Genomic DNA, 20,264 nt, shown 5'->3' with positions numbered 1-20,264 from the left:
GCAACGGTTCAGGGCTTCGTCATAAATAGCTCAGACAACCGAAAATCGAGAAAGTTTCATACATAATTCAATAACTTAGAGAATTGTGTACAACTCGTGCTACTCGTCGGATTCCGATTGCCAGGCGCCTCGGCGAGCCTCAAATTCCGCTTCGTCATCCCTCTGAGGCTCTCTTGATGAAGAAGTACTCCTCGATTCTGTTGTTGTCTTTTGGTCTGCTCAGCGGCGTTGCCATGGCAGGCGGCACCACCGAAGCCGGCATTGGCGGCGCATTGGGTGGGGTACTGGGCTCCGTGGTGGGCAACTCCATCGGCGGTAGCACCGGTGGCGCCATCGGTGCCGGTCTGGGCGGCGCGGCCGGCGGTGCGCTGGGTGCCGACAAGCGCCAGCGTGGCGAAGCGGCCATCGGTGGCGCACTGGGCGCCGCAGGCGGCAACGTGGTGGGTCGCTCCGTGGGCGGCACCACCGGTAGCTACATCGGCGCAGCCGCCGGTGGTGGCGCTGGTGGCGCACTGGGCAACTACATGGGCAACAAGGCCGACGAAGACGAACGCCACGAACGTCGCTACCGTCGCGACTACGACGATCGCCGCTACTACGACCGCGGCCACCACTACGGCCATCGCAAGCACAAGCGCCACTGGCGCCATGACTGATGGCCAGGCTTACGCCCGAGGCCTAAGGCCCTGCCCTCATCGGCAGGGCCTTTTCGTTTGCATACCCGCCAGAGGATTAGGGGCTGCCCCGATATGGAGGCCACTAGCCACTAGTTATCATCGCTGTTTCGATCAAGCACAGGACGCAGGGAATGCGCACGATCATCACCGACCCCGTCTGTCTGCCCCGGGCCAGGAGAGGCTGAAGGATGCCCGGTCGTCGCCCGCCACTGCTCGGCGAAGCCAGCTTTGCATCAATTCGCCAGCGGGTCGTGCAGGCCACCGGCGTGCAACTGGCCGACGATCGCCGTGCCGTGGTCGCGGCGCGCCTGCACAAGCGCCTCAAGGCCCTGGGCCTGACGGACTTCGAACGCTACCTCGCCCTGCTCGACAGCCCCCGAGGCGCGGAGGAGCACGAGCACCTGCTGCGCCTGCTGGTCGCCCGTGACAGCTACTTCTTTCGCGAGCATCGCCACTTCGAATGCCTGGCCCGCTGGCTGGCCGACCTTGACCACCCCGCACGCCTGTGGAGCGCCGCCTGCGCCACCGGGGAGGAAGCCTGGAGCCTGGCCATGGTCGCCGCCGAAAACGCCCGCCATCCCGACTGGCAGGTGCTGGCCAGCGACTTCGACCCACAACTGCTGGAGACCGCCGCTGCCGGCATCTACGACATCGCCCAGGCACGCTACTTCCCCGAAGGCTGGCTGGCCCGCCACTGCCTGTGCGGCGTCGACGAGATGGCTGGCCGGCTGCGGGTCACGGCGGCCCTGCGCGAGCAGGTGCGCTTCGAGGCGCTCAACCTGATCCGGCCCCTGCCCGAACAGCTCGGCCGCTTCGACGTCATCCTGCTGCGCAACCTGTTGTCGAACCTGGCGCCACGGTACAAGAACGAGGTACTCCAGCGCCTGCTGGCACACCTGCGCCCCGGTGGCCTGATGATCATCGGTCACAGCGAGAGCGTCCACGCCCTGGGCCTGCCCCTGCGTCCACTACTGCCGTCGGTGTTCGAACGCCTATGATAAGAGGCACTGCCGCGCCCATCGGCAGACAAGGACTGATCGCGCAACCGCGCGGCAGTGCGCTTTCGGATCGAGCAGGCCTGCCGCCCCCCTTCCCTTGCGAAACAGGCCCTTATCCATGCCCTGCCGAATCCTGCTTGCCGATCACTCGCCGCTCTTCCGCGCCGGCCTGCGTGCCCTGCTTGAACAGAAGAAAGATTTCGTCGTGGTGGGCGACACCGGCGATGCCATGACGGCCGTGAGCCTTGCGGAAAAACTCAAGCCGGACATCGTGGTGCTCGACATGAGCGGCGAGCTGGACAGCCAGCAGGCCCTGCAGGAGCTGTTCATCCGCGCCCCTGCCTGCCGGGTGCTGATGTTCTCGCCACGCTCGGAGCTCGAGCATGTGATGAGCTGCCTGCAACTGGGCGCCCATGGCTTCCTGCTCAAGAGCGCCACGGTAAGCGAACTGGAGCAGGCCCTGCAGACCCTGCGTGGTGGCGGCCAGTACCTGTCGTCGGCGGTGCTGCCGATGGTCATCGGCCAGGCCCTGAAGCACAGCCGCAAGCGCGTCGTCAGTCAGGTCCAGACACCGCCGCTGACCACCCGCCAACTGGAGATCCTGCGCCTGATCGCCCGTGGCGAGACCACTCGCTCCATCGCCGACGGCCTGGGCCTAAGCATCAAGACCGTCGAGGCTCACCGCTCGCAGATCATGCACCGCCTGCAGATCCACGACGTGCCCGGCCTGGTGCTGTTCGCCGTGCGCGAGGGGATCATTCGCCTCAACGATTGAGCGACAGCCCGGCGAGGATCAGCTGCAGCGTCTCCGGTAGCGCCACAGGACGCCCCGAGGCCCGCTCGATGAACACCTGCACCACACTCCCCGCCGCGCAGGCCTCGGCCTCGCCCGGGCGGAACAGCGCCAGGCGGAACTCCACGGTACTGCCCGCCAGGCGCGTCACGCCCAGGCCCACCTCGAGCACGTCGGGAAAGCCCGGCAAGGCGAAGAAATCCGCCGCCGAGCTGACGACGAAGCCGGCCAGCTCACCGTCGCGCAGGTCCAGCTCGGCCTGTTCGACCAGGAAGGCCTGGATGGCGGTTTCGAAAAAGGCATGCACGGTGGCGCCGGCGAGGTGACCGTTATGGTCGTTGTCCTGCGGGCGGGTAAGGATGGGGTGGAAATGGGAGAAGGCGGAGCGTTGGGGGGATTCTGTCATGAGGCATCTGCTTTCTGGTGGGTGCCCTGCAAGTGAAACAGATTCTGGCCGTGCTGTATTGATGCGGCTATCCGACAAACCTTCAGGAACGGTGTGTAAATCCTGTAGGAGCTGGCCTTCCCTGCGATAGCCTCAGTAGACACAGCACCCAAAGCGGGCTTTCAGATACGAAAAAGCCGCCCCGAAGGGCGGCTTTTCTTCCGAACCGGCAGCAGCTTAGAGCTGCGGACCAGCGGCCTTGATGGCGTCGGAAACGTCGAACTTCTTGAAGTTCTCGGTGAACAGCGTGGCCAGGCCCTTGGCGGCTTCGTCGTAGGCAGCCTTGTCAGCCCAGGTGTTGCGTGGGTTGAGCAGTTCGGTCTCGACGCCTGGAACAGCCTTCGGCACGTCCAGGTTGATGATGTCCAGGTGCTCGGTTTCGGCACCGACCAGAGCGCCGCTCTGGATGGCAGCGATCACGCCACGGGTGGTCGGGATGCTGAAACGCTTGCCGACGCCGTAGCCACCACCGGTCCAGCCGGTGTTGACCAGGTAGACCTTGGAACCGAACGCCTTGATACGCTTGATCAGCAGTTCGGCGTAAACGCCGGCCGGACGCGGGAAGAACGGTGCGCCGAAGCAGGTGGAGAAGGTCGACTTGATGCCGCCGCCCGAACCCATTTCGGTGGAACCGACCAGCGCGGTGTAGCCGGACAGGAAGTGGTAGGCCGCCTGCTCGTTGTTCAGGATCGACACCGGAGGCAGTACGCCGGTCAGGTCGCAGGTCAGGAAGATGACCGCGTTCGGCTCGCCGCCCAGGTTCTCTGCCGAGACCTTCTCGACGTGCGCCAGCGGGTAGGCGGCACGGCTGTTCTGGGTCAGGCTCACGTCGGCGTAGTCGGCGTGCTTGTTGGCGTCGATCACGACGTTTTCCAGCACCGCGCCGTGCTTGATGGCTTTCCAGATGACCGGCTCGTTCTTCTCGGAGAGGTCGATGCACTTGGCATAGCAACCGCCTTCGATGTTGAACACCACGCCCTCACCCCAGCCGTGCTCGTCGTCACCGATCAGGTAACGGCTTTCGTCGGCCGACAGGGTGGTCTTGCCGGTGCCGGACAGGCCGAAGAACAGGGTGACGTCACCCTCTTCGCCGATGTTGGCGGCGCAGTGCATCGGCAGCACGTCGGCGGCCGGCAGCAGGAAGTTCTGCACCGAGAACATGGCTTTCTTCATTTCACCGGCGTAACGCATGCCGGCGATCAGCACCTTCTTCTGGGCGAAGTTGATGATCACGCAGCCATCGGAGTTGGTGCCGTCACGCTCAGGCACGCACTCGAAGTTGGCGACGTTGAGGATCTGCCACTCACCACGGCCAGCTGGGTTGTACTGCTCGGGGTTGATGAACAGGCAACGGCCGAACAGGTTCTGCCAGGCGGTCTGGGTGGTCATCTTGACCGGCAGGTAGTGCTCGGCCGCAGCGCCTACGTGAACGTAGGAAACGAAGTGATCCTGGGCGTTGTTGAACGCCTCGACGCGGTCCCACAGGGCATCGAACTTGTCGGCCGGGAACTTGCGGTTGATCGGGCCCCAGCCAATCTGGTCCTGGGTGGACGGTTCTTCGACGATGAAACGGTCAGCCGGCGAACGGCCGGTGCGATGACCGGTTTCCACCACCAGCGCGCCAGTATCGGCCAGCACGCCTTCACCGCGGGACAGCGCTTCTTTTACCAGCTCATCGACGCTCAGGTCGGTGTACACGGTGTTGTTGGCTTGCGTCATGAGATACCCCATCCGGCCCGAGGCCGAGTGCTCCAAACGTTTTGTAGTCGTCTCGAAAAAACTACTACAGCGAAAAAAGTGGCCGGATTATGCCAGAAACGCCCAAAAAAAGTAGGCCCCTCCTGTCAGAACTGCGTTTTTGCGCAATTCGACAGGAGTTTTTCCTGTAGTTAACCGTTTCAGTGCTGAGTTTCTGACGGCGCCTCGGTGCCGCCACCGGCAAACAATTGCGCGACATCGCTTGCATCGAAGAGATAGCGCTCGTTGCAGAACTGGCAATCGATCTCGACCTGGCCGCCGCATTCGGCCACCAGCGCCTTGGCATCCTGCTCGCCGAGGCTGACCAGGGCGTTGGCGGAACGCTCGCGCGAGCAGCTGCAACGGAAGCGTAGCGGCTGGATATCGAACAGGCGAACCGCGTCCTCGTGGTACAGGCGGTGCAGCACGGTTTCGTTGTCCAGACCGAGCAGTTCCTCGGTCTTCACGGTGCTGGCCAGGGCCTTGACGTGGGCCCAGCTTTCCTCGCGGTCCTCGCTGTCCTTGTGGATCTCGGCCGGCAGTTGCTGCACCAGCAGGCCACGGGCGCGAGCACCATCGGCGGCCAGGGAGATGCAGGTGTTCACCTGCTGTGACATGACGAAGTAGTTGGTGAAGCACTCCGACAGGTCCTTGCCGTCCAGTTCGACGGTGCCCTGGTAGCGCTGGCCGTTGACCGGAATGATGGTCAGCACCAGGTGACCGCCCGGCATCAGGTCGGCCAGATTGGCATCCACCTTGATCTGCTCGGCTTCATAGCGCGCCAGGCCACGGATGTCGTGCTCGCTGGTGTACTCGATGGCCAGCAGCGGCACCGGGCCCTGGGACTGCGCCTGGAGCACCAGCAGCCCGTCGAACTTCAGGGTGCCGACCAGCAGCGCGGCGGCGGCCATCAGTTCACCGAGCAGATGCTTTACCGGCTGCGGGTAGGCGTGCTTGGCCAGCACCTCGGCGTAGCTGCGTTCCAGCGCGACCATCTCGCCGCGCACGTCGCGGTCGTCGAACAGGAAGCGTTGAGTGAAATCGGTATCTGGCAAGTCGCTCATGGTTGTCTGGCTTTCTAAAAATGATTACAAAATAATTACAGGAGACCGAAAGGTCCGTCGCAGAGCGCTCACAAGGCGCTCACTTCCTGCTGGATATCGAGGTATTTTATGGACAATCGACCACTGTTCCAAGCAAGGTGGTCCTGGGGACCATTGGCAGCCTGCACCCTGCTGCCCATCGCACTACTGTGTTTCTGGTTGTGGCCCGTTTGCCAGATCCTGTGCCTGACTTTCGACGAATGGCTATTCCACAGCCTCAATGCGCCACTGGCCGACAACCTGGTCTGGCGGTCGATCTGGGCAGTCGGCAGCCTGCGCCCCTTCGACATCCTGGTCGGCCTGATCATGCTGTCGCTGCTGATCCGCGGCGATTGGGTATTCAGGGCTACCCAAGCGCGCCAGGCTTTTTTCGGCTTTTTGGTGACCCTACTCCTCTTAGTGGTGATTCGCGCGCTGTTTTCCAAGTGGGTCAGCGCAATGGGCTGGCAACACAACAGCCCGTCGATGGTGTTCGACGACGCCGTGCACCTGAGCGACTTCTATCCGCACATGGAAGCGAAGTGGGAACTGAAGGACCGCTCCAGCCAGAGTTTCCCGGGTGACCACGCCTCGGTGCTGCTGATCTGGGCGCTGTTCATGAGCCTGTTCAGCCGTCGCCTGGTGCAGCACCTGGTGATCTGGGCACTGGCCTTGCTGTTCATGCTGCCGCGCCTGGTGGCCGGCGCCCATTGGGGGCAGGACGACTACATCGGCGGCCTGTTGATGGCGGTGCTGGCACTGGGCTGGAGCTGCCACACGCCCCTGGCGGCCAAGGCCAGCGAGGCGTTGGTGCGCTGGACGGTGCCGCTGTTCGGCCTGCTCGGCAAGCTGCCGCTGGTCGGGCGCATGAGCGTGATGCGCACCGCCTGATCCATTGCCGGGGCCGCCAGGCGGCCCCGGCCCTCAAGCCCTGGCCAGCTCCGGCAAGTCCCCGGACAACCCCAGGGCCTGGCGCACGAACAGCGCCTTGGCCTCGGGCATCTGCTCTACCAGCTTCAAGCCGCTGTTGCGCAGCCAGCGCAGGGGCAGCGGATTGGCCTGGAACAAACGCTCGAAGCCCTCCATCGCCGCCATCAACGCCAGGTTGTGCGGCATCCGTCGCCGCTCGAAGCGGCTCAGCACCTTCACATCGGCCAGGCGCTCGCCACGCTCGCAGGCACGGACCAGTTCCTCGGCCAGCACCGCGGCGTCGAGAAAGCCCAGGTTGACTCCCTGCCCGGCCAATGGGTGGATGGTGTGAGCCGCATCACCGATCAGCGCCAGCCCCTCCTCCACGTAGCGCTTGGCATGGCGCTGGCGCAGCGGCACGCAGACCCGCGGATCTGCCTCCAGCACATCGCCCAGACGCCCCTCGAAAGCCCGCTCAAGAGCCTGACGGAAGGCCGCGTCGTCCATCGCCATGGCCTGCTCGGCCTGCTCCGGGGTGGTCGACCAGACGATCGAGCACCAGTCCTGGCGACCATCGCGGCTGAGCGGCAGGAACGCCAGCGGGCCTTCGTCGGTGAAACGCTGCCAGGCCGTGGCCCTGTGTGCCTCGCTGCAGCGCACGCTGGTGACGATGGCGTGGTGGAGGTAATCCCACTCACGTGTTGCACAGCCGGCCAGGCGGCGTACCGCCGAGTTGGCGCCATCGGCGGCGATCACCAGCGGCGCGCGCAGCTTGCGGCCATCGGCCAGGGTCAGCAGCCACTCATCACCGGAGCGGCGCAGTTGCTCCAGGCGAGCGTTGGCCAGCAGCCCGACATCGCTGTCGTGCAGACGCTCCAGCAGGCCATCCTGGACCACGCGGTTCTCGACGATATGACCCAGCACCTCGGCATGCACGCTGGCCGCGGAGAAATGGATCTCGCCAGTGCCGCTGCCGTCCCAGACATGCATGTCCGAGTACGGCGAGACACGCCGCCGGGCGATGCCGTCCCAGGCGCCGAGGCGCTCGAGAATGCGCTGGCTGGCGGCCGACAGGGCACTGACCCGTGGTTCGAAAGGTGCCTCGCCGTCAAACGGCTTGACCGTCATCGGGCCGCCATCAAGCAGGAGCACCTCCAGACCACTGTGGCGCAAGGCCAGGGCCAGGGCGCTGCCGACCATACCGGCACCGACAATCAACAGATCTGCGCGCATTTCCATGCCTTACGCCTGCCTCGCTTGCGGCTTGAGCCGCACGTATAGGGTTTTGTCGACCCGCGCCACCAGCTCACCGGCGCCGTCGCGAATCTCCACCTGCAACCGCGGCAGGTATTTCTTGCCGCTGGCGGTCTGCTGGCGGATCTCGTCCAGCAGCGCGTCGTCGACGTGGAATTGGGCATACACCGGGCCCTTGCCCGGCGAGATGAAATCGATGCTGGCGGCCTTGTCCCAGACGATGTATTCACGCCCCAACTGCTCGATCAGCAGCAGCATGTAGAACGGATCGACCATCGCGTACAGGCTGCCGCCGAACTGGGTGCCGACGTAGTTGCGATTCCACCGTGTCAGCTTCATGCGCACCTTGACGCTGCGCATGTCCGGGCTGATTTCCTGGATATGGATGCCGGCGCCCAGGTAGGGCGGGTAGAAGTTCAACAACCAGCGCAGCATCCGTGCCCGCCGTGCGAGCCGGCGAACATCGCTCATGGGCGGCCTCGCGGGTCGGGGCGGGTACCCAGGCCCATGGCCTGGCGGGCGAACCAGCTTTTTGCCGGTGGCAGCAGGTCCAGGCCAAGCAGGCCGAGGTTGCGCCCGGCAGCCAGCAGTGGCTGGCTGCTGCCGAACAGGCGGGTGACCTGGTCGGAGAAGCCGATGGTCAGGGCCTGGTCGAGGCGCTGGCGCTGGTGATAGGCCTGCAGCGTGGCCAGGTCGCCCGGCAGTGCCGGGCCGGCCAGCAGGGCGTCCGCCAGCGATTGCACGTCGCGCAGCGACAGGTTGAAGCCCTGGCCGGCGATCGGGTGCAGGCTGTGGGCGGCATTGCCCAGCACCACCAGGTGCGGGCGTACCTGCTCCTCGGCCTCGACCAGCGACAGTGGGTAGAGATGGCGGGCACCGACCTGGCGCAGGGCGCCGAGGCGATAGCCAAAGGCCTCCTGCAGCTCGCGCAGGAAGCTGCGCTCGTCGAGCTCGGCCAGGCGCCTGGCGTCCATCCCCTGGCGGGTCCAGACCAGCGCGCAGCGGTTGTCCGCCAGCGGCAGCAAGGCCATCGGACCTTGCTCGGTGAAACGCTCGAAGGCCTGGCCGGCGTGGGCTTCACCCGGGGTGATATTGGCGATCAGCGCGCTCTGGTCATAGGGCGTGTTGCGCACATGGATGCCCAGCTGCTCGCGCAGGCCCGAACGGCCGCCGTCGGCCAGCACCGCCAGGTCGCATTCCAGCGAAGTGTCGTCATCCAGCTGCAGGCGGTAGCCACCGGCGATGGCCTGCATCGCCTGCACCTGCGCCGGGCAGCGCCAGCTGATCACTTCGTTGTCGATCGCCTGCCACAGGCACTGGCCAAGCCAGGCGTTCTCGACCACGTAGCCGAGTGCCGGCACGCCCTCCTCCAGGGCGTCCAGGCGGGTGCCGCCAAAGCGGCCGCGGTCGGACACCTGGATCTGCCGGATCGGCTCGGCGCGGCGGCTGATGGTCTGCCACAGCCCCAGGCGCTCATAGATCTGCCGGGTGCCGTAGGACAGCGCCGAGGAGCGTGCGTCATAGCTGGGCTGGAAGCTGTCGCCGGGGGCGAACGGCTCGATCAGCAGGATCTTCCAGCCACGGGCCTTGGCCGCGGCCTGCAGCGTCAGGGCCAGGCTCGCGCCCACCAGGCCGCCACCGATGATCGCCAGGTTGACCCGGTTCATGCGGCGTCCTTGCGGGCGTCGTGCATCAGCGCCTCGATCTCGGCGACCGTGCGCGGCACGCCTGAAGTGAGGATTTCACAGCCTTGTCTGGTTACCACCACGTCGTCCTCGATCCTTACGCCGATGCCGCGCCATTTCTTCGCCACGGCCTGGTTGTCGGCGGCGATGTAGATGCCGGGCTCGACGGTCAACGCCATGCCCGGCTCGAGCACGCGCCACTGGCCACCGACCTTGTATTCGCCCACATCGTGTACATCCATGCCCAGCCAGTGCCCGGCCCGGTGCATGTAGAAGGCACGGTAGGCCTCGCTGTCGATCAATGCCTGCACCTCGCCCTTGAGCAGGCCCAGCGCCACCAGCCCTTCGGTGATCACCCGCACGGTCGCCTCGTGGGCGTGGTTCCAGTGCTTGCCCGGGGCGATCTCGGCGAACGCCGCGGCCTGGGCTGCGAGCACCAGCTCGTAGATGGCTTTCTGTTCCGGCGAGAAGCGCCCGCTGACCGGGAAGGTGCGGGTGATGTCGCTGGCGTAGCAGTCGATCTCGCAACCGGCGTCGATCAGCACCAGGTCACCTTCCTTGAGCGGCGCATCATTCTGCTGATAGTGCAGGATGCAGCCATTGCGCCCGGCAGCGACGATCGAGCCGTAGGCCGGCATCTTCGCCCCGCCCTTGCGGAACTCGTAGTCCAGCTCGGCTTCCAGGCTGTACTCGTACAGCCCGGCCCGGCAGGCCTGCATGGCGCGCACATGGGCACGGGCTGAGATCGCCGCGGCCTCGCGCATGACCTTCACTTCCGCCGCCGATTTATACAGGCGCATGTCGTGCAGCAGATGATCCAGGGCAACGAACTCGTTCGGCGGCTGGGCGCCGAGGCGGGCCTTGGAGCGGATCACGTTGATCCACTCCATCAGCCGGCGGTCGAACTCGGCGTTGCTGCCCATGTTGCTGTAGACCCGCTCGCGGCCTTCGATCAGGCCCGGCAGGATCTCGTCGATATCACTGATGGGGAAGGCATCGTCGGCGCCGAAATCACGCACTGCGCCTTCCTGGCCAGCACGCAGGCCGTCCCACTGCTCGCGCTCGGGGTTGCGCTCGCGGCAGAACAATACGTACTCGCCATGCTCGCGCCCCGGAATCAGGGCGATCACCGCCTCAGGCTCGGGGAAGCCGCTCAGGTACTGGAAATCGCTGTCCTGGCGGTAGACATGCTCGACGTCGCGGTTGCGGATAGCGACCGCCGCGGCCGGCAGGATGGCGATGCTGTTGGGGACCATCTGCGCCATCAGCGCCTTGCGCCGACGGGCGTACTCCGCCTTGGGTATGTGGCTCATGGGCAAACGACCCCGTTCAGATCAGTGCAGCGATGGCTTTGGCGCGGGCGCGGCGGGTGCGGCCAGCTCCGTGTACAGCAGCAGCGGGGCGACGCGCAGGTACTCCATGACCTCCATGTAGTCGCTCTCGCCGTCCTCGGACTCTTCCAGCGCTTCCTGGACCTGGGAAATGGCCACCAGGTCCTGGAGCACTTCCTTGGCATCGGTGGACAGGTCCTTGCCGCCGGCGTTCAGGCCGAAGCCGGTGATGAAGCCCTGGCACCACTGCCCCAGCGCGGTGGCGCGGTCGCTGAGTGCGGCATCATCGGAAGGCAGCAGCAGGACGATGGCGACGTCCTCGCCGGTCAGCTCGGCCTTGACCATCTCTTGCAGGCCGACCAGGGCGTTGCGCACCGAGTCACCGGGCTCGGTCTCGAGCAACTGGGCGGCATCGGCCAGCCAGGCATCGGCATCGAAGCCGGCGCCGGCGCAACTGCGACCGATCAGCAGGCCATGCAGCTCGGCAGGGGTGACGGGGTGGCCATTGCTCGAAAGCAACATGGCGAAGGCGATGTAGGGCGATTGGGTATTGGGCATGGGCAGCTAGGCGCCAGACGGCGCAATGACTAGAATGGAGACCTTGTATCCTAGCACCGGCAGGCGCGCCAAGACCATCGGCACTGGCCGTCGCGCCCTTGGGGCAGGCATGATCGCCAGGCGAGTGAAGGAATCGAGTGCAACCCATGCAAGAGAACGACCTGCAAGCACTGATGAGCCGGTTCGAGTTGCTGATCGAACGGGTCGAGCAACTAAAGCGGCAAAACGCACTCTTAGTAGCTCAGGAACGATCCTGGCGCGAGGAACGCGCCCACCTGATCGAAAAGAACGAGATCGCCAAACGCAAGATCGAATCGATGATCCTGCGCCTCAAGGCCCTGGAGCAAGACTCATGAGTTCAAGCAATAGCGTCACCGTCCAGATCCTCGACAAGGAATACTCGATCATCTGCCCGCCCGAGGAGCGCAACAACCTGGTCGGCGCCGCTCGTTACCTGGACGGCAAGATGCGCGAGATCCGCAGCAGCGGCAAGGTGATCGGCGCTGACCGCATCGCCGTGATGGCCGCGCTGAACATCACCCACGAGCTGCTGCACCGCCAGGAACGCCCCGAAGCGACCAGCGGCGGCACCACCCGCGAGCAGGTGCGCGACCTGCTGGAACGGGTCGATCAGGCCCTGTCCGACGATCCGGTTAGCAAAAGCGACTGAGATTGGTATACTGGCGCCACTCCCTGGGGGATGCGCCAGTCGGTTATGTCCCTGAGCCGATACGCACAACCACGGGGGTTGCACGCTGGGGCCGGTGTGCATGTCCGCCCGACGGAAAGCCTTAACGCCCCCTGCAATCTCCACCTTGAACTTTCGGGTTCAAGGGCTACACCGATAGCGGTCTTGTCGGGGAGCCTGCATTCAGAACTGCCCGCCTCCAACGGCGGGCTTTTCGTTTCTTCTGGGATCGCCCGTGCCATGACCGACACCGCGCCGCTCACCCGCCCCCAGCTTCGCCGCTTCCTGCGCAATGCCCGCCGCGCACTCACACCCGCCCAGCAACGCCAGGCCGCCGAAGGTCTGTATCGCCAACTGGCGCAGGATCCGCTGTTCCGCCGCGCCCGGCATATCGCCCTGTACCTGCCCAATGACGGCGAGATCGACCCACGCCTGCTGCTGCGCGAGGCGCACAAGCGCGGCAAGCGCGTCTACTTGCCGGTGCTGCACGCCTGGCCGCGCACGCGCATGGTGTTCCAGCGCTTCGAGGCCGGCGAGGCACTGCGGCCCAACCGTTTTCGCATCCTGGAGCCGGTGATCGAACGCAAGCGGCAACGGCCGATCTGGGCGCTGGACCTGATCCTGCTGCCGCTGGTCGGTTTCGACGAGGTGGGGGGGCGCCTGGGCATGGGCGGTGGCTTCTATGACCGCAGCCTGGCCTACCAGGGCCGGCGCCAGACATGGAAAAAGCCCTTGCTGCTGGGGCTGGCGCACGAATGCCAGAAAGTGGAGCGGCTCAACCAGGCGAGCTGGGATGTACCGTTGCAAGGCACGGTCTCGGACCGAGGTTGGTACCTGGCACCGAAGTGAGGTGCGATCAGCGGTGCTGTTGCTGCGCCGGATCAACAGGCGCCTGCTGGTAGGCGGCATCCAGCTTGCGTTCCCAGAAGCCTTGCGCGTAACCGGTGGTGACCACGCCCAGCCCGAAGACGAAGGCCAGAATCCAGAGCAGGTCCGGTTTACGTTGTTTCATTGATCGTCCCCCAAGAACAACTGTCCAGGCTCGGCGGCTTTCTTGATGGCGGCCGGAGCGTATAGCTTAAAATCGGCGCATTTTCCGACAACATGAGTCGCCAGGCAAACGTTGACGCCAACCGACTGTCGGTTTCATGCAACGAGTTATTTCAAACTCTTTCAGGAGCAGCATCCATGGCCTACTGGCTGATGAAATCCGAGCCCGACGAGCTCTCCATCGAAGCCTTGGCACGCTTGGGCAACGCCCGCTGGGACGGGGTGCGCAACTACCAGGCACGCAATTTCCTGCGGGCCATGAGCGTAGGCGACGAATTCTTCTTCTACCACTCCAGCTGCCCGCAACCGGGGATCGCCGGCATCGCCCGGATCAGCGCCGCCGCCTACCCGGATCCAACCGCCCTGGATCCGCACAGCCACTACCACGACGCCAAGGCCAGCGCCGAGAAGAACCCGTGGAGCGCGGTGGACGTCGAGCATGTGCGGACCTTCCGCCAGGTGCTTGGCCTGGGCCTGCTCAAGCAGCAGGCGGCGCTCGAGGAACTGCCACTGGTGCAAAAGGGCAGCCGCCTGTCGGTGATGCCGGTGACCGCAGAACAATGGGCGGCGATCCTCGCGCTGAGCTGATTGTGCGGCTATTGTCAGGGGTTTGACCAATATCAACGCGCAAGGAAGCGCGTCGCGCCAGGATAAGGCGTGCTAGCCGCAGGATGCAGACCGATGAATAGAAAAGCCCCCAGAATCTTCGCCTCCGCCCTGGTATTGCTGTTGCTGGCGGCAGGCGGGCTGGGCTACTGGAAGTCTCTTCACGACCGCCTGCCCGAAGGCCTGAGCATGGGCAACGGACGCCTCGAGTCCACCGAGGTGCAGATCGCCAGCAAGATCCCCGGGCGCCTGGCCGAGGTGCTGGTCGACGAAGGCGACAAGGTCACCCGCGGCCAGTTGCTGGCACGCATCGACACCCGCACGATGGAGGCCCAGCGTAGCCAGGCCGAGGCCGAAGTGCTGCGCGCCCGCGAGAATTATGCCGCCGCCCAGGCCAGCGTTCAGCTGCGCCAGAGCGAACTGTTGCTGGCCAGCCAGGAACTCAAGCGGGTGCGCGAGATCTACCAGCGCAAGTTCGCCAGCCAGCAGTTGCTCGACCAGCAGCAGGCCCGCTACGACACCGCCACCGCGGCCGTGGTCGCGGCCCGGGCCCAGTTGGCGGCGATCAAGGCCGCCATCGGCGCCGCCGAGGCCCAGGTCGCCCAGCTCACCAGCGAGATCGACGACAGCAGCCTGCGCGCGCCCATCGACGGCATCATCCAGCTGCGCCTGGCCGAACCCGGCGAAGTGCTCGGCGCCGGTGGCCGGGTGCTGATGCTGATCGACCCCAGCGACCAGTACATGAACCTCTACCTGCCCGCCGCCACCACCGGCCGGCTGACCGTCGGCGACCAGGCGCGGATCGTGCTCGACGCCCTGCCGGACAAGGCCCTGCCGGCCAAGGTGGCGTTCGTCGCGGCCAAGGCGCAGTTCACTCCGAAACAGGTCGAGACCCGCGATGAGCGGCAAAAATTGGTGTTCCGGGTCAAGCTGCGCCTGACCGAACCAAGTGCCGTGCCCCAGGCCAAGCCAGGCATGCCCGGCGCCGGGTACGTGCGCACCGCCGATGTGGGCTGGCCGGCCAACCTGCAATGAACGCGGCGATCGCCCTGCGGGCCGAGGGTGTCAGCCATCGCTATGGCGACCTGCAGTCCTTGCACACCCTCGCGTTCAGCCTGCCGGCCGGGACCCGCTGCGGCCTGATCGGCCCGGACGGCGCCGGCAAGTCGACCCTGCTTGGACTGATCGCCGGGGTCAAGCGCCTGCAACAAGGCGAGTTGCAGGTGCTCGGTGGCTCGATCCGCCAGCGCCGCCACCGCACCGCGCTGTATCCCAAGGTTGCCTTCATGCCCCAGGGCCTGGGCAACAACCTGTACCCGGAGCTGTCGATCCGCGAGAACATCCGTTTCTTCGCCACCCTGTTCGGCCTGGGCCGCGCCGAATGCGAGCAACGCATGACCAGCCTGCTGCGCGCCACCGACCTGGAGCGCTTCGCCGAGCGCCCGGCCGGCAAGCTCTCGGGCGGCATGAAGCAGAAGCTGGGGCTGTGCTGCGCGCTGATCCACGAGCCAGACCTGCTGATCCTCGACGAGCCGACCACCGGCGTCGACCCGCTGTCGCGACGGCGCTTCTGGGAGCTGGTCGAGCAGGTGCGCGCCCAGCGCCCGCAGCTGACCCTGCTGGTGGCCACCGCCTACATGGAAGAGGCCGAGCAGTTCGAGCATTGCCTGATGCTCGACGCTGGCCGCCTGCTGGCCGCCGGCCTCAGCCGCGAACTGGCGGCGGTTACGCCCAGCGGCAAGCTGGACGACGCCTTCACCCACTTCCAGGGCGCCGGCCGCGCACAGCCCGAGCCCCTGCGCATTCCGCAACGCCAGGCCGACGACGGGCCTATCGCCATCGAGGCCCACGACCTGACCCTGCGCTTCGGTGACTTCACTGCAGTGAACAAGGTCAGCTTCGCCATCGGCCGCGGCGAGATCTTCGGTTTCCTCGGCTCCAACGGCTGCGGCAAGACCACCACCATGAAGGTGCTCACCGGCCTGATGCCGGCCAGCGAGGGTAGCGCCAGCCTGCTCGGCCGCCCGGTGGATGCCGGCGACCTGGCCACGCGCAAGCGGGTCGGCTTCATGTCCCAGAGCTATTCGCTGTATGGCGAACTGAGCGCCCGACAGAACCTCGAACTGCACGCCCGCCTGTTCGACCTGGCCAAGGCCGACAGCGCGCCGCGCATCGCCGAGCTCATCGAACGCTTCGACTTAGGCGCCATTGCCGACCAGCCGTCCGGCGCCCTGCCCCTGGGCCTGCGCCAACGCCTGTCGCTGGCCGTGGCGGTATTGCACCGCCCGGAAGTGCTGATCCTCGACGAGCCGACCTCGGGGGTCGACCCGGCGGCCCGCGACGACTTCTGGCGCCTGCTGGTGGAGTTGTCCCGCGAGCAGGGCGTAACCATCTTCCTGTCCACCCATTTCATGAACGAGGCCCTGCGCTGCGACCGCATCTCGCTGATGCACGCCGGTCGGGTGCTGGCCTGCGACACCCCGCTGGCGCTGCAGCGCCAGTTCGGCGGCGAGACCCTGGAAGACGCCTTCGTGCGCTGCCTCGAACAAGCCCAGGACGCGCCCGCCCAGGCGCAGGCCGATGCAGGGTTGGAACAGGCCGCCGCCCCAGCGCCCGCCTTGCGCCAGGCCTTCAGCCTGCGCCGCCTGCTGGCGGTGGCCAGCCGCGAAGGCAAGGAGCTGCTGCGCGACAAGGTGCGCCTGGCCTTCGCCCTGCTTGGCGCGCTGTTCATGATGGTGATCTTCGGCTACGGCATCTCGCTGGATGTAGAGAACCTCGCCTTCGCCGTATACGACCAGGACCAAAGTCCGCAGAGCCGCACCTACCTCGAGGCCTTCCGGGGCTCGCGCTACTTCGCCGAGCAGGCGCCGATTCGCGATGCCCGCCAGCTGCACCAGCGCCTGCAACGCTCGGAGATCAAGCTGGCCCTGGAAATCCCGCCGGGTTTCGGCCGCGACCTGCATGCCGGGCGCCAGCCGGTGGTGGCCGCCTGGCTCGATGGCGGCATGCCGTTTCGCGCCGAGACCAGCCGCAACTATGTGGAGGCCGTGCACCAGGCCAACCTTGAGCAGCTGGCCGCCCTCGGCCCGCACCCGGTGGCGCGCCAGCAGCCGGTACGCCTGGAAACGCGCTTTCGCTACAACCAGGACGTGGTCAGCGTGAACGCCATCGGCCCCGGCGTCATGGCACTGATCCTGGCCTTCATCCCGGCCATGCTCACCGCGCTGGGCATCGTCCGGGAAAAGGAACTGGGCTCGATCACCAACTTCTACGCCACGCCCCTGACCCGCCTGGAGTTCCTGCTCGGCAAACAGGCGCCCTACCTCGCGGTGAGCCTGGTCAACCTGGCGCTGCTGGTGGCGATGAACCGCTGGCTGTTCGGCGTGCCGCTCAAGGGCAGCCCGCTGGCCCTCGCTTGCGGTGGCCTGGCCTACCTGCTGGCGACCACCAGCCTGGGCCTGCTGATCTCGGCCTTCACCCGCACGCAGATAGCAGCGATCCTCGGCACCATGATCATCACCAGCCTGCCGACCATCCAGTTCTCCGGCCTGATCGTGCCGCGCTCGTCGCTGGACGGCGCGGCGGCGCTGATGGGCCAGCTGTTCCCGGCCGGCTACTTCCTCGACATTGCCGTCGGTACCTTCACCAAGGCCCTGGGCCTGCGCGAGCTGTGGCCGCAGTGCCTGGCGCTGCTGGGCTTCTTCGCCGCCTTCACCGGGCTGAGCCTGGCCATGCTGAAAAAGCAGGAGGCCTGAATGAGCCGCCTCTCCCACACCCTGCGCCTGGGCCTGAAGGAACTCACCAGCCTGCGTCACGACAGCGTGTTGCTGCTGTTCCTGCTGTACGCCTTCAGCGTGGCGATCTACATGCCCGCCGCAGGCTCCGTGATCGGCGTGCACAACGCCAGTGTCGCGGTGGTCGACGAAGACCACGGCGCCGTCTCGCGCAAGCTCGCCGAATCGCTGCAGCCGCCGGAGTTCCAGCCCGCCGTGGCACTGCCGGCGGATCGCCTGGACCAGGCCATGGACAGCGGCCAGTACACCTTCGTGGTCAACGTGCCGGTGAACTTCCAGGCCGACCTGCTGGCCGGGCGCTCGCCGGAGCTGCAGGTCAACGTCGATGCCACGGCCATGAGCCAGGCCTTCATGGGGGCCGGCTACATCGGCCGGATCTTCGAGCGCGAACTGCTGGAGTACGCCGGCCGCGGCACCAGCAGCCCGGCCCTGCTCAACCCGAAAGCCCTGTTCAACCCCAACCTGGAAGGAGGCTGGTTCCTGGCGGTGATCCAGATCGTCAACAACATCACCATCCTGGCCATCGTCCTCACCGGCACCGCGCTGCTGCGCGAGCGTGAGCACGGCACCCTCGATCACCTGCTGGTGCTGCCGCTGACGGCGCTGGAAATCATGCTGGCGAAGATCGCCAGCAACGCCCTGGTGGTGGTGGCCTGTACCTGGATATCGCTTGAAGTGGTGGTCAAGGGCGCCCTGGGCGTGCCGCTGGCGGGCTCCATGGGGCTGTTCCTGGGGGTGACCGCGCTGTACCTGTTTGCCAGCACGGCGCTGGGTATCTTCCTCGCCACCCTGGCGCGCTCGACGCCGCAGTTCGGCCTGCTGGCGATCCCGGTGATCATCCCGATGCTGCTGCTCTCGGGGGGCAGCACGCCGCTGGACAGCATGCCGCAGTGGCTGCAGTGGGTCATGCAGGGCTCGCCCTCGACCCACTTCGTCAGCCTCGGCGCGGCGATCCTGTTCCGCGACGCCGGACTGAACGTGGTGTGGCCGGATGTGGCGGCCCTGGCCGCGATCGGCCTGGTGTTCTTCGGCGTGGCCCTGGCGCGCTTTCGCCGCAGCCTCGCCGCCTGATCACTGCACGATCAGGTTGTTGAACAGCAGGTCCTCGACGATCGGCTTGCCCTCTTCGGACTCCATCACCTGCTGCACCTGCTTCAGGGCTTCCTGACGCAGTTTTTCCTTGGCCTCGACGTTGCTCATGTTGTCCACGCCCTGCTGGGTGAACAGCGCCACCAGCTGGTTGCGGATCAGCGGCTCGTGGTGCTTGACCGCGGTGGCGGCGGCATCGCCAGTCACGCGCAGGGCGACGTCGGCCTTGAACACACGCAGCTTGGGGCTGCCGTCGAGGGCGTAGTTGCCGACGAAGGGCGGGCTGAGGCTGATGTAGGCGACCTTGGGCTCGCCTTCCTTTTCCTCGGCCATCGCCGCCACTGGCAGCATCAGGGCCAGCACCATCAAGATCCACGCTTTCACGAATTCGCTCCTCAATACAGTTGGCGCCAGCTTACCCAGCGCGCCGGCCAAACCCAAGCCCGGGCTTATGCCGGCTCATCAGGGCCGGCCATGCTCGTTGACCCTGGGGGTGGCCCTCCTACACTTATCGGCCACCACACGCAAAGGAATAGCCCTGATGAAAGCCTTGTTGTGCAAAGCCCTGGGCCCGGCGCGGGACCTGGTCCTGGAAGAGGTCGCCAGCCCCGCGCCCAAGAAGAACGAGATCCTCCTCGACGTGCACGCCGCCGGGGTCAACTTCCCCGACACCCTGATCATCGAAGGCAAGTACCAGTTCCAGCCGCCGCTGCCGTTCGCCCCGGGTGGTGAGGCGGCCGGCGTGGTGGCCGCGGTCGGCGAGAAGGCCGGCGCGTTCAAGGTCGGCGACCGGGTCATGGCCCTGACCGGCTGGGGCGCCTTCGCCGAGCGGGTGGCGGTGCCGTTCTACAACGTGCTGCCGATCCCGGCGGGCATGGACTTCACCACCGCCGCCGCGTTCGGCATGACCTACGGCACCTCGATGCACGCCCTGACCCAGCGCGGCCAGCTCAAGGCCGGCGAAACCCTGCTGGTGCTCGGCGCCTCGGGCGGCGTCGGGCTGGCGGCGGTGGAAATCGGCAAGGCCCTGGGCGCGCGGGTGATCGCCGCGGCCAGCAGCGCCGAGAAACTGGCAATCGCCCAGGCGGCCGGGGCCGACGAACTGATCGACTACAGCCAGGCCAACCTCAAGGACGAGATCAAGCGCCTGACCGGCGGCCAGGGCGTGGACGTGATCTACGACCCGGTCGGCGGCGCGCTGTTCGACCAGGCCGTGCGCGGGCTGGCGTGGAACGGGCGGTTGCTGGTGGTGGGCTTTGCCAGCGGCACGATCCCGCAACTGCCGGTGAACCTGACCCTGCTCAAGGGCGCGGCGGTGCTCGGGGTGTTCTGGGGCGCCTTCGCCCAGCGCCAGCCGGAGGACAACGCGGCCAACTTCCGCCAGCTGTTCGCCTGGCACGCCGAAGGCAAGTTGAAGCCGCTGGTGTCGCAGACCTTTGCACTGGCCGAGGGTGGCGCGGCGATCGAACGCCTGGCGCAGCGCCAGGCGGTGGGCAAGCTGGTGGTGACGATCCCGCGCTGACCGCTCACGTAAACCATTGATTTGACTTAACCCTGTGGGAGCGGGT

The 20,264-nt window shown here is 66.2% G+C and carries 22 protein-coding genes and 1 other RNA gene; 13 read left to right on the top strand and 10 right to left on the bottom strand.

What is annotated here, in order from left to right; genetic code table 11:
• Window positions 1-176 precede the first annotated feature (176 nt).
• The 3 genes from LU671_RS02300 (at window position 177) to LU671_RS02290 (ending at window position 2,450) form a co-directional block, all read left to right on the top strand.
• Entirely contained in the window at window positions 177-656 is a 480-nt protein-coding gene (locus tag LU671_RS02300; RefSeq protein ID WP_050703337.1) for a glycine zipper domain-containing protein, read from the top strand.
• A gap of 209 nt (window positions 657-865) precedes the next feature.
• On the top strand, window positions 866-1,675 hold the full coding sequence (locus LU671_RS02295) for a CheR family methyltransferase (protein ID WP_232854828.1): 810 nt from the start codon (window positions 866-868) through the stop codon (window positions 1,673-1,675).
• 118 nt (window positions 1,676-1,793) lie between these two features.
• The gene (locus LU671_RS02290; RefSeq protein WP_232854827.1) at window positions 1,794-2,450 is read left to right on the top strand and encodes a response regulator; all 657 of its coding nucleotides are present in this window, start codon (window positions 1,794-1,796) and stop codon (window positions 2,448-2,450) included.
• Here the strand turns inward: LU671_RS02290 and LU671_RS02285 are convergent.
• The 3 genes from LU671_RS02285 to hslO form a co-directional block, all read right to left on the bottom strand.
• The gene (locus LU671_RS02285; RefSeq protein WP_186712110.1) at window positions 2,440-2,874 is read right to left on the bottom strand and encodes an acyl-CoA thioesterase; all 435 of its coding nucleotides are present in this window, start codon (window positions 2,872-2,874) and stop codon (window positions 2,440-2,442) included. The two genes, LU671_RS02290 and LU671_RS02285, sit on opposite strands and share 11 nt — an antisense overlap.
• Window positions 2,875-3,090: 216 nt before the next feature.
• A complete protein-coding gene (locus LU671_RS02280) occupies window positions 3,091-4,632 on the bottom strand; it encodes a phosphoenolpyruvate carboxykinase (RefSeq protein ID WP_186712112.1) in 1,542 nt (513 codons plus the stop codon).
• A gap of 179 nt (window positions 4,633-4,811) precedes the next feature.
• Window positions 4,812-5,714 (bottom strand): Hsp33 family molecular chaperone HslO, encoded by a 903-nt coding sequence (gene hslO, locus LU671_RS02275; RefSeq protein ID WP_232854826.1) that lies wholly within the window; start codon window positions 5,712-5,714, stop codon window positions 4,812-4,814.
• A 108-nt stretch (window positions 5,715-5,822) separates the two neighbouring features.
• Between hslO and LU671_RS02270 the strand changes: the two genes are divergently transcribed.
• Entirely contained in the window at window positions 5,823-6,623 is an 801-nt protein-coding gene (locus LU671_RS02270; protein ID WP_232854825.1) for a phosphatase PAP2 family protein, read from the top strand.
• Window positions 6,624-6,656: 33 nt separating this feature from the next.
• Here the strand turns inward: LU671_RS02270 and LU671_RS02265 are convergent, their stop codons facing one another.
• From LU671_RS02265 to LU671_RS02245, 5 genes are read right to left on the bottom strand one after another with little or no spacing between them, the layout of a single operon-like run.
• Window positions 6,657-7,874, bottom strand: coding sequence for a 2-octaprenyl-3-methyl-6-methoxy-1,4-benzoquinol hydroxylase (locus tag LU671_RS02265; protein ID WP_203652568.1), 1,218 nt, complete (start codon window positions 7,872-7,874; stop codon window positions 6,657-6,659).
• A gap of 9 nt (window positions 7,875-7,883) precedes the next feature.
• Window positions 7,884-8,366 (bottom strand): DUF4442 domain-containing protein, encoded by a 483-nt coding sequence (locus LU671_RS02260; protein WP_203648827.1) that lies wholly within the window; start codon window positions 8,364-8,366, stop codon window positions 7,884-7,886.
• On the bottom strand, window positions 8,363-9,562 hold the full coding sequence (ubiH, locus tag LU671_RS02255; RefSeq protein WP_186712116.1) for a 2-octaprenyl-6-methoxyphenyl hydroxylase: 1,200 nt from the start codon (window positions 9,560-9,562) through the stop codon (window positions 8,363-8,365). Before ubiH ends, LU671_RS02260 begins: the two co-directional genes overlap by 4 nt.
• Complete coding sequence (pepP, locus tag LU671_RS02250; protein ID WP_232854824.1) at window positions 9,559-10,893, bottom strand: Xaa-Pro aminopeptidase; 1,335 nt, start codon at window positions 10,891-10,893, stop codon at window positions 9,559-9,561. Before pepP ends, ubiH begins: the two co-directional genes overlap by 4 nt.
• A 21-nt stretch (window positions 10,894-10,914) precedes the next feature.
• Entirely contained in the window at window positions 10,915-11,469 is a 555-nt protein-coding gene (locus LU671_RS02245) for a YecA/YgfB family protein (protein ID WP_232854823.1), read from the bottom strand.
• A 146-nt stretch (window positions 11,470-11,615) separates the two neighbouring features.
• On the opposite strand from LU671_RS02245, the gene LU671_RS02240 reads away from it, so the two are divergent.
• From LU671_RS02240 to LU671_RS02225, 4 genes are all read left to right on the top strand, one after another.
• Window positions 11,616-11,825 carry a TIGR02449 family protein gene (locus LU671_RS02240; protein ID WP_023631616.1) on the top strand — a complete coding sequence of 70 codons (210 nt, stop codon included), beginning with the start codon at window positions 11,616-11,618 and terminating at the stop codon, window positions 11,823-11,825.
• A complete protein-coding gene (locus LU671_RS02235) occupies window positions 11,822-12,139 on the top strand; it encodes a cell division protein ZapA (RefSeq protein ID WP_203648834.1) in 318 nt (105 codons plus the stop codon). The genes LU671_RS02240 and LU671_RS02235 overlap by 4 nt, the downstream gene beginning before the upstream one ends.
• A 17-nt stretch (window positions 12,140-12,156) precedes the next feature.
• Window positions 12,157-12,336, top strand: a non-coding RNA gene (ssrS, locus tag LU671_RS02230) — 6S RNA.
• Between the two features lie 61 nt (window positions 12,337-12,397).
• Window positions 12,398-13,006: a 5-formyltetrahydrofolate cyclo-ligase gene (locus LU671_RS02225; protein WP_232854822.1), complete on the top strand. Its 609-nt coding sequence runs from the start codon at window positions 12,398-12,400 to the stop codon at window positions 13,004-13,006.
• Window positions 13,007-13,013: 7 nt separating this feature from the next.
• Here LU671_RS02225 and LU671_RS02220 read toward each other — a convergent pair whose 3' ends face one another.
• Entirely contained in the window at window positions 13,014-13,169 is a 156-nt protein-coding gene (locus tag LU671_RS02220; protein ID WP_203648837.1) for a hypothetical protein, read from the bottom strand.
• Between the two features lie 176 nt (window positions 13,170-13,345).
• Between LU671_RS02220 and LU671_RS02215 the strand changes: the two genes are divergently transcribed.
• The 4 genes from LU671_RS02215 (at window position 13,346) to LU671_RS02200 (ending at window position 18,678) form a co-directional block, all read left to right on the top strand.
• Window positions 13,346-13,795 (top strand): EVE domain-containing protein, encoded by a 450-nt coding sequence (locus tag LU671_RS02215; protein WP_232854821.1) that lies wholly within the window; start codon window positions 13,346-13,348, stop codon window positions 13,793-13,795.
• Between the two features lie 93 nt (window positions 13,796-13,888).
• Window positions 13,889-14,848: an HlyD family secretion protein gene (locus LU671_RS02210; protein WP_050703321.1), complete on the top strand. Its 960-nt coding sequence runs from the start codon at window positions 13,889-13,891 to the stop codon at window positions 14,846-14,848.
• Window positions 14,845-17,568 (top strand): ribosome-associated ATPase/putative transporter RbbA, encoded by a 2,724-nt coding sequence (rbbA, locus tag LU671_RS02205; protein ID WP_232854820.1) that lies wholly within the window; start codon window positions 14,845-14,847, stop codon window positions 17,566-17,568. Before LU671_RS02210 ends, rbbA begins: the two co-directional genes overlap by 4 nt.
• Window positions 17,569-18,678, top strand: a complete 1,110-nt coding sequence (locus tag LU671_RS02200) for an ABC transporter permease (RefSeq protein WP_232854819.1) — start codon at window positions 17,569-17,571, stop codon at window positions 18,676-18,678.
• On the opposite strand, the gene LU671_RS02195 is transcribed toward LU671_RS02200, so the two are convergent.
• On the bottom strand, window positions 18,679-19,080 hold the full coding sequence (locus LU671_RS02195) for a flagellar basal body-associated protein FliL (RefSeq protein ID WP_110734175.1): 402 nt from the start codon (window positions 19,078-19,080) through the stop codon (window positions 18,679-18,681).
• Between the two features lie 157 nt (window positions 19,081-19,237).
• Between LU671_RS02195 and LU671_RS02190 the strand changes: the two genes are divergently transcribed.
• Window positions 19,238-20,218 (top strand): NADPH:quinone oxidoreductase family protein, encoded by a 981-nt coding sequence (locus LU671_RS02190; protein ID WP_232854818.1) that lies wholly within the window; start codon window positions 19,238-19,240, stop codon window positions 20,216-20,218.
• The last annotated feature ends 46 nt before the right edge of the window (window positions 20,219-20,264 follow it).

This window comes from Pseudomonas sp. NMI760_13, assembly GCF_021283245.1.
Lineage (GTDB): Bacteria > Pseudomonadota > Gammaproteobacteria > Pseudomonadales > Pseudomonadaceae > Aquipseudomonas > Aquipseudomonas peradeniyensis.
This window is presented reverse-complemented; position numbering and strand designations above follow the sequence as displayed.